10 protein-coding genes are annotated in these 11,266 nt (G+C 67.6%); 9 read left to right on the top strand and 1 reads right to left on the bottom strand.

Annotation, left to right across the window (positions count from 1 at the left end):
- Positions 1–155: 155 nt before the first annotated feature.
- From thrS to pdxS, 9 genes are all read left to right on the top strand, one after another.
- Positions 156–2,213: a threonine--tRNA ligase gene (gene thrS, locus ACAM49_RS34910; RefSeq protein ID WP_369639807.1), complete on the top strand. Its 2,058-nt coding sequence runs from the start codon at positions 156–158 to the stop codon at positions 2,211–2,213.
- Entirely contained in the window at positions 2,210–2,779 is a 570-nt protein-coding gene (locus ACAM49_RS34905; RefSeq protein WP_040809734.1) for an HIT domain-containing protein, read from the top strand. The genes thrS and ACAM49_RS34905 overlap by 4 nt, the downstream gene beginning before the upstream one ends.
- A gap of 40 nt (positions 2,780–2,819) precedes the next feature.
- Positions 2,820–3,491 carry a phosphatidylinositol phosphate synthase gene (gene pgsA / locus ACAM49_RS34900; protein WP_040809733.1) on the top strand — a complete coding sequence of 224 codons (672 nt, stop codon included), beginning with the start codon at positions 2,820–2,822 and terminating at the stop codon, positions 3,489–3,491.
- Entirely contained in the window at positions 3,488–4,522 is a 1,035-nt protein-coding gene (locus ACAM49_RS34895; protein WP_369639806.1) for a phosphatidylinositol mannoside acyltransferase, read from the top strand. The genes pgsA and ACAM49_RS34895 overlap by 4 nt, the downstream gene beginning before the upstream one ends.
- Positions 4,519–5,643 carry a glycosyltransferase family 4 protein gene (locus ACAM49_RS34890; RefSeq protein ID WP_369639805.1) on the top strand — a complete coding sequence of 375 codons (1,125 nt, stop codon included), beginning with the start codon at positions 4,519–4,521 and terminating at the stop codon, positions 5,641–5,643. The genes ACAM49_RS34895 and ACAM49_RS34890 overlap by 4 nt, the downstream gene beginning before the upstream one ends.
- Positions 5,643–6,683, top strand: a complete 1,041-nt coding sequence (locus tag ACAM49_RS34885; RefSeq protein WP_369639808.1) for an NUDIX domain-containing protein — start codon at positions 5,643–5,645, stop codon at positions 6,681–6,683. The genes ACAM49_RS34890 and ACAM49_RS34885 overlap by 1 nt, the downstream gene beginning before the upstream one ends.
- Before the next feature lie 89 nt (positions 6,684–6,772).
- The gene (locus tag ACAM49_RS34880; RefSeq protein ID WP_369639804.1) at positions 6,773–8,389 is read left to right on the top strand and encodes a hypothetical protein; all 1,617 of its coding nucleotides are present in this window, start codon (positions 6,773–6,775) and stop codon (positions 8,387–8,389) included.
- 114 nt (positions 8,390–8,503) lie between these two features.
- Positions 8,504–9,172 (top strand): hypothetical protein, encoded by a 669-nt coding sequence (locus ACAM49_RS34875; protein ID WP_369639803.1) that lies wholly within the window; start codon positions 8,504–8,506, stop codon positions 9,170–9,172.
- Positions 9,173–9,557: 385 nt separating this feature from the next.
- Positions 9,558–10,460 carry a pyridoxal 5'-phosphate synthase lyase subunit PdxS gene (pdxS, locus tag ACAM49_RS34870; protein WP_033089600.1) on the top strand — a complete coding sequence of 301 codons (903 nt, stop codon included), beginning with the start codon at positions 9,558–9,560 and terminating at the stop codon, positions 10,458–10,460.
- A gap of 75 nt (positions 10,461–10,535) precedes the next feature.
- On the opposite strand, the gene ACAM49_RS34865 is transcribed toward pdxS, so the two are convergent.
- The gene (locus ACAM49_RS34865; protein WP_369639802.1) at positions 10,536–11,021 is read right to left on the bottom strand and encodes an MmpS family transport accessory protein; all 486 of its coding nucleotides are present in this window, start codon (positions 11,019–11,021) and stop codon (positions 10,536–10,538) included.
- Positions 11,022–11,266: the final 245 nt, after the last annotated feature.

The raw sequence follows: 11,266 nt of genomic DNA, 5'->3' as shown, positions 1-11,266 counted from the left end.
GGACGGTCCATCGGCGCGGGGTGGGAGGCGTGCCGATAGAGTGGTGGCCGCCGGAGCTATGCGTTTCGTGACCGGCCACGATCGCGGGGAGGAGTACTCCTCGCACAGACCTGGCGGGAACTCTCGCCTATGACGATGCCAAGGAGTGCGCAGCCGTGACCACCTCAGCCCAGCAGACCCCAGTCGCCCGCGTCCGGGTTCCGGCTGGGACTACCGCCGGGGCCGCGGTGCGCGAGGCGGATCTGCCGAGCAAGGGGCCGGGCGCGGTCATCGTGGTCCGCGACGCCGCGGGTGACCTGAAGGATCTGTCGTGGATCCCGGAGCTGGACACCGAGGTCGAGGCCGTCACCGCCGATTCCCCGGACGGGCGCAATGTGATCCGGCATTCGGCCGCGCACGTGCTCGCGCAGGCGGTGCAGCAGGAGTTCCCGGACGCCAAGCTGGGCATCGGGCCGTACATCAAGGACGGCTTCTACTACGACTTCCAGGTGGAGCGGCCGTTCACGCCCGAGGATCTGACCAAGCTCGAATCCCGGATGAAGAAGATCATCAAAGGCGCGCAGCGGTTTTCGCGCCGGGTGGTCGAGGTCGAGGAGGCCCGGGTCGAGCTGGCCAAGGAGCCGTTCAAGCTGGAGCTGATCTCCGACAAGTCGGGCATCGACGATCCGGAGGTCATGGAGGTCGGCGGTAAAGAGCTGACCATCTACGACAACCTGGACCCGCGCACCGGCGAGCTGATCTGGGCCGATCTGTGCCGCGGCCCGCACCTGCCGACCACCAAGTACATTCCGGCGTTCAAGCTGACCCGGTCGTCGGCCGCCTACTGGCGTGGCGATCAGTCGCGCGAGGATCTGCAGCGCATCTACGGCACCGCGTGGGAATCCACCGAGGCGCAGGACGAGTACCTGCGCCTGCTGGAGGAGGCCGAGAAGCGCGATCACCGCAAGCTGGGCCTCGAGCTGGACCTGTTCTCGTTCCCGGACGAGCTGGGCTCGGGTCTGCCGGTGTTCCACCCCAAGGGCGGCATCGTCCGCAAGGAGCTCGAGGACTACTCGCGCCGCCGTCACATCGCCGCGGGCTACGAGTTCGTCAACACCCCGCACATCACCAAGGGCCACCTGTTCGAGGTCTCCGGCCACCTGGACTGGTACCGCGACGGCATGTTCCCGGCCATGCACCTCGACGCCGAACTCAATGAGGACGGCTCGGTGCGCAAGCCCGGCCAGGACTACTACGTCAAGCCGATGAACTGCCCGATGCACAACCTGATCTTCCGGTCGCGCGGGCGCTCCTACCGCGAACTGCCGTTGCGCATGTTCGAATTCGGGTCGGTGTACCGCTACGAGAAGTCCGGCGTCGTGCACGGCCTGACCCGCGTGCGCGGTATGACGCAGGACGACGCGCACATCTACTGCACCAAGGAGCAGATGCACGCGGAGCTCACCTCCACGCTGCAGTTCGTGCTGAGCCTGCTGCGCGACTACGGCCTCGACGACTTCTACCTCGAGCTGTCCACCAAGGACCCGAAGAAGTTCGTGGGCTCCGACGAGCTGTGGGAGGAGGCCACCGAGACGCTGCGCAAGGTGGCCACCGACTCCGGTCTGGAGCTGGTCCCGGATCCGGGCGGCGCCGCGTTCTACGGCCCGAAGATCTCGGTGCAGGCCAAGGACGCGCTGGGCCGCACCTGGCAGATGTCGACCATTCAGCTGGACTTCAACCTGCCCGAGCGGTTCGAGCTGGAGTACACCGGCTCCGACGGCGCGAAGCACCGGCCGGTCATGATCCACCGTGCGCTGTTCGGTTCCATCGAGCGGTTCTTCGGTGTGCTGACCGAGCACTACGCGGGCGCGTTCCCGGCGTGGCTGTCGCCGGTGCAGGTGGTCGGCATCCCGGTCGCCGAGGCGTTCGTCGAGCACCTCGACGGTGTCATCGAGGCATTGCGCGACAACAATATTCGCGCCGAGGTCGACCGCAGTGACGACCGCATGCAGAAGAAGATCTTCAACCAGACCGCGCAGAAGATCCCGTTCCAGCTGCTGGCCGGTGCGCGCGATGTGGAGAACAACGCGGTCAGCTTCCGCTTCCGCGACGGCACCCAGGTCAACGGCGTGCCGGTGGCCGACGCGGTCGCGACCATCACCGACTGGATTCAGCGGCGCGAGAACGCTTCTCCCACCGCGGAGGGCTTCGAGATCCGCAAAGGCGATCAATGAGTGAACCGACCGCGCCCCGGCCCGAGCAGATCACGGACACCGGGGCAGGGGACCCGGACCGCCTGCAGCGGCTGTGGACCCCGCACCGCATGTCCTACATCACCGGCGATGTCGAGGAACCCAAGACGCCCAAGAAGACCGGGCATCCCTTCACCGACATCCCCGAGATGTCGGACGAGGACGGGCTGATCATCGCGCGCGGGCAGTGGGTGTACGCGGTGCTGAACCTGTACCCGTACAACCCGGGCCACACCATGGTGGTGCCGTACCGCCGCGTCGCGAATCTCGAGGATCTGACGCCGGAGGAGAGCGCCGAGCTGATGGCGTTCACCCAGCAGGCGATTCGCGTCATGAAGCAGGTGTCGCGGCCCGAGGGGTTCAATGTCGGCCTGAATCTCGGTGGCGTTGCCGGAGGTTCACTCGCCGATCACCTGCATCAACATATCGTGCCGCGCTGGAGTGGGGACGCGAACTTCATTACCGTCGTCGGCGGAGTGAAGGTGATGCCGCAGCTGCTCAGGGAAACCCGGGCGCTGCTGGCGCGGGCATGGAAGGAAGCCGACTAGGCATGAGCCGGGAACACAGCATGAAAGGGTTGCGGGTAGCGTGCTGAGTTTCTTCGGTCGCGAGACGTTCGCCAAAGCGACTGCGCCGCTGGGCAAGGCGCTGGTGAGCACCGGGCTGACCCCCGATGCGATGACGTTGATCGGCACCACCGCCTCGATCGCCGCGGCGGTGACGCTGTTCCCGACCGGTCACCTGTTCTGGGGAACCATGGTGATCTGGCTGTTCGTCATGTTCGACATGCTCGACGGGGCCATGGCGCGGGCGCGCGGCGGCGGCACGAAATACGGTGCGGTGCTGGACGCCAGCTGCGACCGGGTCGCCGACGGCGCGATCTTCGCGGGCCTGGCCTGGTGGTCGGTGTACCACGAGGGATCCAAGCACCTGTTCGTGGCGACCCTGGTGGTCCTGGTGACCTCGCAGGTCATCTCCTACGTCAAGGCGCGAGCCGAGGCGTCGGGGCTGTCGGCCGACGGCGGGCTCATCGAGCGGCCGGACCGGTTGATCATCGTGCTGGTCGGCGCCGGATTCACCGGTATCGGCGGGTACTACGGCATCGAGTGGCTGTCGTACGCGGTGTACGCCGCCATGTACATCCTCGCGGTGCTGAGCATCATCACCGTCTTCCAGCGGGTGCTGGCCGTGCGCAATTCGCCCGGCGCCCGCGACATTCTCGCCCCCAAGGCGAAGGCTCCGGAGGAACCGCAGCGGTGACCACCGATTTCACGTCCGCGTTGACCGATAAGGCGTACGCGGCCGGTTGGCGTGTCGTGCGCGGGCTACCCGAAGGCATGGCACGCAAGGGATTCGACGCCGGGGGCACTTTCGCCGCCCGGCGCGCGAACAAGAAGGCACACCGCGGACAGCCGAACATGTTGCGGCGCAACCTCGCCCACGTGCTCGGCACGACCCCGGACGCGGTGCCGGACAGCCTGATCGAGGCCGCCATGCGCTCGTACGCGCGGTATTGGCGCGAGGCGTTCCGGCTGCCGTCGATGGATCACGAGGCGCTGGGCCGCAATCTGCGCGTCGAGGGCATCGAGCATCTCGACGCGGCGCTCGAGCGCGGCAAGGGTGTGCTGCTGGTGCTGCCGCACTCGGGCAACTGGGATATGGCCGGGGTCTGGCTGGTGCAGAACTACGGTCAGTTCTCCACGGTCGCCGAGCGTTTGAAGCCGGAGTCGCTGTTCGAGCGGTTCGTCGAATACCGCGAGAGCCTCGGGTTCGAGGTGTTCCCGCTGACCGGCGGCGAGCAGCCGCCATTTCCGCAGCTCGCGGATCGGTTGCGGCAGAACAAGGTCGTATGCCTGATGGGGGAGCGCGACCTCACCGGCAAGGGCGTGCCCGTCACCATGTTCGGCGGGCGCACCTGGCTGCCCGCCGGGGCCGCCAAACTGGCCGCCGAAACCGGGGCGGCGCTGCTGCCCGTGCACTGCTGGTTCACCACCGACGCGGACGGTCGGGAAGACTGGGGTATGGCGGTTTTCCCGGCCCTCGATCTCTCCCAGGGCATCGCGCCCGCGACCCAGGCGCTCGCCGATGTCTTCGCCGCGAACATCGCCGCCCATCCCGCCGACTGGCACATGTTGCAGCCCATGTGGGAAAGTGACTTGTCGCAGGCCAGATTGGACCGCATCGCGGCGGCGCAGCAGGCACTGGGGAATGACGCGCGAGGTGCGCAGAGCTCCCGGGAACCGGTGGGAGACACCGGCACCGAGGGCTCACGGGGAACAGGGGCGCTATGAGAATCGGCATGGTCTGCCCGTACTCCTTCGATGTGCCGGGCGGAGTGCAAGCGCATGTCGTGGAATTGGCGCAGGTGCTCATCGAGCGCGGGCACAAGGTGAGCGTGCTCGCGCCCGCCGCCGATAACACGCCGCTGCCGGATTTCGTGGTGTCGGCGGGTAAGGCCGTGGCGATTCCCTACAACGGGTCGGTCGCGCGACTGTCGTTCGGGCCCACCGCCTATACGCGGATCCGGCGCTGGATCGCCGAGAACGATTTCGACGTGCTGCACATCCACGAGCCGAACGCGCCGAGTCTGTCCATGCTGGCGTTGAAGATCGCGGAGGGGCCGATCGTGGCCACCTTCCACACCTCGACCACGAAGTCCTTGGTGCTCAGCACTTTTCAGGGTGTGCTGCGGCCGTATCACGAGAAGATCAGCGGCCGGATCGCGGTGAGTGAGCTGGCGCGGCGCTGGCAGGTGGAGGCGCTGGGCGGGGACGCCGTCGAGATTCCCAATGGCGTGGACGTGCCCGCGTTCGCGCACGCGCCGCTGCTGGAAGGCTATCCGCGGCAAGGGAAGTCGGTGCTGTTCCTGGGGCGGTTCGACGAGCCGCGCAAGGGCATGGAGGTGCTGCTCGGTGCGCTGCCCGCGCTGGTGCGCAAGCATCCGGATCTCGAGGTGCTGATCGTCGGGCGCGGTGACGAGGACCGGCTGCGGCGCGAGGCGGGGGAGAACGCGGGGCATCTGCGATTCCTCGGCCAGGTCAGCGATGCCGAGAAGGCGTCGGCCATGCGCAGCGCCGACGTCTACGTCGCACCCAATCTCGGCGGCGAGAGCTTCGGCATCGTGCTGGTGGAGGCCATGGCCGCCGGAACCGCCGTGGTGGCCAGCGATCTCGACGCCTTCCGCCGCGTGTTGCGCGACGGCACCGCGGGCATGCTGGTCCCGGTCGGCGACGCCGATCGGCTGGCCGAGGCGATCAGCACCATGCTCACCGACGACGAGGTGCGCGAGGGCTACATCCGCACCGCCAATCAGGTTGTCGGCGAATACGATTGGCCGGTGGTGGCCGAGCAGATCCTGCGCGTCTACGAGACCGTCACCGTCGGCGACGTGCGCGTCAGGACCGCCGGATGATCACCTTCTCCGCGACCACCATCCTGGTCCTCACCCTCATCGCGGCGCTGTTCATCACCGCCGCGGTCTGGGCCTACACCACCGCCAACCGCCTCGACCGCCTGCACGTCCGCACCGATCAGGCCCGCCACGCCCTGGACGCGGCCCTGGCGCGGCGCGCCGTCGTCAGCCGCTCGGTGGCCACCACCCTGGCCGGGCTCTACGACCCGAACCTGGTCGAACAGGCCCGCCGCCTCACCGCGCTGGCCGACCGCGCCGAACGCTCCAACTGGCGCGACCGCGAAACCGTCGAAAACCAGCTCGCCGCAGCGTTGTCCGCCGTCGACATCGCCCTGCTGCCCCCGCAGCAGGTGGCCGAACTCGCCGACGCCGAGGCCCGGGTCCTGATCGCCCGCCGCTTCCACAACGACGCCGTCCGCGACACCCTCGCCCTGCGCACCCGCCGCCTGGTCCGCCTGGTCCACCTGGCCGGTACCGCCCCCCTTCCCACCTACTTCGAAATCGCCGAACGCGTAACCGCCGCCGCCTCAACAGGTCTCGAAGTGGACACCGTCCGCACCTCCGCCCGAGTGGTCCTGCTGGACGAGAACGACCGAGTCCTCCTCCTCCAGGGCGTCGACCCCAAGGTCCCCGACGTCCCCTTCTGGTTCACCATCGGCGGCGGCGTCAACCCCGGCGAAACGTTGCGCGAGGCGGCAATCCGCGAACTCTACGAAGAGACCGGCCACGCCGCCGACTCCTCTTCCCTCCGCGGCCCGTTGTGGCGCCGAGTAGCGGTCTTCCCCTTCAACGGCGAACTGATCCGCTCCGAAGAACTCTTCTTCGCCCTCCGCACCAAGTCCTTCGACCCGGTACCCGCCAACCTCGACTACGTCGAACGCCGCTCCATCATCGGCAACAAATGGTGCACCCCCACCGACATCGCCCACCTGGACCACTCCGGCGAAACCGTCTACCCCTACCACCTGGACCAACTCCTCCCCGAAGCCCTCGCCGCCGCCGACTCCGACACCGACCCCGAAGTCCGCTCCATCCGTTGAGGATTCCGTCGCGCCGGAAAATCACGGGAGTTCGGCACGATCGGTGATTAGGGTCGATCCGTTGGGGATCGATGAGTGGAGGATGACCTATGACGGGGCCGACGGTCGCGGGTGTGGGAATCGGCGATGATCGGTACGACGAATTGCTCGCCGGTGTTCGGCGGCGATTCGAGGAGGTCGGCGCGGGCGCGGAGCTGTTCCGGGTGCGGACCGCCGGGCTGTACGACCAATTCCTGGCGGCGTTGAGTCCGGAGCTGGCGGCCGGGAACGCCTGCGCCGCCTGCCGGAAATTCGTAGACCGGTACGGCGGGCTGGTGGTGGTCGGCGCGGACGGGCGGACCTCCTCGGCGGTGTGGTCGGCCGCGGCGGCGCCGCCGGGGTACGAGAAGGCGGTCGCGGCCTTGGCCGCCACGGTCGAAAGCGCCGCCATCGCTTCGGTTTTCCGCTCCGACGCCACGGAATGGGGATCGGCCGAGAAGGGTTCGTGGACGCATCTGGCGTTGACGCCGCCCGCGGAGCAGGTGCATCGGCCGACGGCGCTGGCCACCACCTCGCAGTATGTCGCGGCGCGCAATGCCGATCGGGAGACTCTGGACCGGGCGCTGCGCGAGTTTCCGCACGAGGTCGTCAAGCGCGCGGTGTCGCTGTTGCGAACCGAGCAGCTCTATCGTTCCGACGCCATCCTCGGCGCGGGCAGCTGGCTGCTGGATCTGCACCAGCGGATCGACGCGGTGCCCGGACGCGGTGAGCAGGCGCAGCGCAAGCGCGACAACCTCGTCTGGGTCGCCGCCGCGACCGCACCGGCCGGTTTCTGCCACGTCAAGAGCGGCATGATCGGCACCCTGCTCACCGACCTCGCCGACGGCCTGCCCTTCGACTCGGTCAAGCGCCGCTTCGCCGAGAAGATGCACCCCCTGCAGTACCGCCGCCCGACCGCGGCTCCCACCGCGGCCATGATCGCCCGCGCCGAGCAGGTGATCGCCGAGCTGCGGGCCGCCGGCGCACTCGAGCGCCGCTTCGCGACCCTGGCCGACCTCCGCCCGATGTGGACCCCGCGCGCGCCCGAGCCGCGATCCTCCGGCGGCGTCTTCGCCCACCTGGTCCCCGCCGACAAGCCCGGCCGCACCGCCGATTCCGGCGCCTCCCCGGTGGTCATGACCTGGGAGAAATTCCGCCGCACCGTCCTGCCCCACGCCGACCGCATCGAATACCACGTCCCCACCCGATCCACCGGCTACGGCGGCATGATCACCGCGGCCGATCCGGACGCGCCTCCGATCATCCAGTGGGACACCGAAACCCACCGCAACCCGGTCACCTGGTACGTCTACGTCAACGGCTCCGCGCCCGCTCGGTGGGGCCTGCGCCCCGGCGAATTCCGCGACGTCACAGCCGTTGTCGGGCACCCCGCCACCTGGTACGTCGAGGACGACCGCACCGCCCGCGAGCACAGCGTCATGTTCACCCTCGCCCGCGTCACCGACACCGGCTACACCAAGGGCGCGGGCTTCTTCCCCGAATTCCTTCGCAGCGACCTCCACGAGATCCGCAAAACCCTGGAAGCCCACACCGTCGACGCCGTAGTGGCCGACCGCGACAAGGCCGAAGCCTGCGGCCTCCTCATCTCCAAGGGCCCCATCGACCACACCTTCCGCGTAACCACCGACAACCTCCGCACCCTCTACACCCTCGACCGCTGGGACTGACGGTGAGGCGGGCCGCGTCCGGTGGGTGAGATCGCGCGTGAAATCCCCTCTCGCGGGGGTTTCGCGCGGTTACGGTGGGGCGATCAATGGTGATCTGTGGCAAGGAATTACGGCATGAAGTTGATGTATGCGTTGTGGGGAGAGGGGCTGGGGGAGCGGCTGCGCGGGGAAGAGTTGCGCAAGGAGCTCGCGGAGGCGGGGGCGGCCGCGTTGCAGGTGAATGTTCGGGATGCGGATGTCGCGGCGGCCCAGGTTCGGCATTCGACCTATGACGCGCCGATCGACGCGATCGCGAGCGTGTGGACCGAGGGCGGCCAGGTAGCGGTCACGGCGGTCTTGCAGTCCGTCGCGGCGGACGTGAACGGCTGGATCGTGGACGAGCGGCAGCCCATCGTGCCGCCGCGGGTCGAGGACGGGGTGCGCACCGAGGCGCTGGCGAATATCGCGATGCTGCGGATTCCGGAGGATCTGACTCGGGAGGAGTGGCTACATCGGTGGCACGATCTGCATACGCCGGTGGCTATCGAGACGCAGGACACGTTCGGGTATGTCCAGAACACTGTCAGCGAACCTGTCACCCCGGGTAAACGGGTGGATGCGCTTGTCGAGGAGTTGTTTCCGATGGCGGCCATGACCAGTGCTCATGCCTTCTACGGGGCGGGGGACGATGATGCGGAGCTGCAGCGCAGGGTGACCAGGATGATGGAGAGTGTGGTCAGCTTCGGGGCGCACCTGAATCTGGATCTGGTGCCTACGAGCCGATACGTCTACACGCTGGGCTGATTCATAGCCGCGGAAACTTTCCCGTGATCGAGAGCGCATTCTCCGATAGTGTCTGGGAAGGTTTGCCGCGCAATGGAATCGGCGGACCGTGTGTGGAAGGTGGAAGTTTTTCGTGTCTTACCTGCTCTATGACTTTCTGGAGCCATTGATGGGTCCGTCGGCCGCCGAGTACTGGGCGACGATCTTCGTAATCGGACCGCTGTAGTAGCGAAGCGGTAGCCCTGGGGCTGTGACGCCCGTCATCCGGTCGGAGGGCGGGCAGTCCAGTCGTGTCGGACTGGCTATGAAGTGGCCTGAACGGTGAGCCTAGAATCGGGTTGTTCGATTCCGAGCACGGTGTTCGATTTCAACCATTCGATTGGCCCACATGACCCAGGAGTTTGCCGTGACCACGCCCGACACCACCCCCACCATCGGTACCGCCCGCGTCAAGCGCGGCATGGCCGAGATGCTGAAGGGCGGTGTGATCATGGACGTCGTCACGCCGGAGCAGGCCAAGATCGCCGAGGACGCGGGCGCCGTCGCGGTCATGGCGCTCGAGCGGGTCCCGGCCGATATCCGCGCCCAGGGCGGCGTGTCCCGCATGTCGGATCCGGACATGATCGACGGCATCATCAACGCCGTCTCCATCCCGGTCATGGCCAAGGCCCGCATCGGCCACTTCGTCGAGGCGCAGATCCTGCAGTCCCTCGGTGTCGACTACATCGACGAGTCCGAGGTGCTGACCCCGGCCGACTACGCCAACCACATCGACAAGTTCGCCTTCACCGTCCCGTTCGTGTGTGGCGCCACCAACCTGGGCGAGGCCCTGCGCCGCATCACCGAGGGCGCGGCCATGATCCGCTCCAAGGGTGAGGCCGGCACCGGCGACGTCTCCAACGCCACCACCCACATGCGCACCATCCGCGCCGAGATCCGCCGCCTGACCTCGCTGTCCAAGGACGAACTGTACGTCGCGGCCAAGGAACTGCAGGCCCCCTACGAGCTGGTGTGCGAGGTCGCCGAGACCGGCAAGCTGCCCGTCGTCATGTTCACCGCCGGCGGCATCGCCACCCCCGCCGACGCCGCCATGATGATGCAGCTCGGCGCCGAGGGCGTCTTCGTCGGCTCCGGCATCTTCAAGTCCGGCAACCCGGCCGAGCGCGCCGCCGCCATCGTCAAGGCCACCACCTTCCACGACGACCCGGACGTCCTGGCCAAGGTCTCCCGCGGCCTGGGCGAGGCCATGGTCGGCATCAACGTCGAGGAGATCCCCCAGCCCCACCGCCTCGCCGAGCGCGGCTGGTAATCGGCTCAGCGGCAAACGAATACGACGAAACCGCCGGGTTCCCGCGAAGGGAACCCGGCGGTTTCGCATTCGGGATCACTTCCCGGTGATATTGCTCAGATCCGCGTTGCAGGTCACGAACGCCAGCGAGCCGGTGGCCGTGTTCTCCGCCAACACCTTGTCGCCCTGCTTGATTCGGCAGGTGATGGTCGCCGCGTCGTCGTCGGCGGCCGTGGCGGTCAGGGTGGCGAACTTGAGCAGACCGGTCAGCGTGACGCCCTTGGTCCAGGGCAGCTGGGCCGAGCTGGTGTTGCCCGATCCGGTGTCACCGGTGCTGTAGGTGACCGAGGGCTTGGCGTAGGTGCCCTCGCCGCTGCCGGTCACCTCGTAGGTGATGTCCACCGTGCGCTTGGACTCCTTGTCGACCTCGTGGGCGGCCTTGCCGACCAGCGCCGTGCACGCGGCGAACGGCAGCACGATGAACAGCAGCAGCGCGCCCACGATCCACGGCCAGATCTTGCGCTTCTTGGGCGGCGGCGCCTGCATCGGATACCCCTGCGCCGGCATGCCTTGGTATGTCATACAACCCCTTGGAACTGTGTTTCTGTGAACCGGTGCGGAACCGTATCAGCGGAATTCCGCCATGAGAACGGGCATCTCGGCGCGGGAATGGGTCGCCGAATCCGTCGTGATATCGGTCGCCGAATCCGTTGGGGTAGGCGGGTAATCGGGGATTCCGAATGAAGGTCGCGGAGTAAATGTTTCAGAACGATGGGGCGGATGCATTGGGGCGAGTGACTTTCGGCCCTAGCTGGGTTGCGGGGTGG

It is taken from the genome of Nocardia sp. JMUB6875, from assembly GCF_041154655.1.
In the GTDB taxonomy this organism is placed as follows: Bacteria; Actinomycetota; Actinomycetes; order Mycobacteriales; family Mycobacteriaceae; genus Nocardia.
Note: the sequence above shows the minus strand (reverse complement) of the source record. Positions and strands in the feature narration are given on the sequence as shown.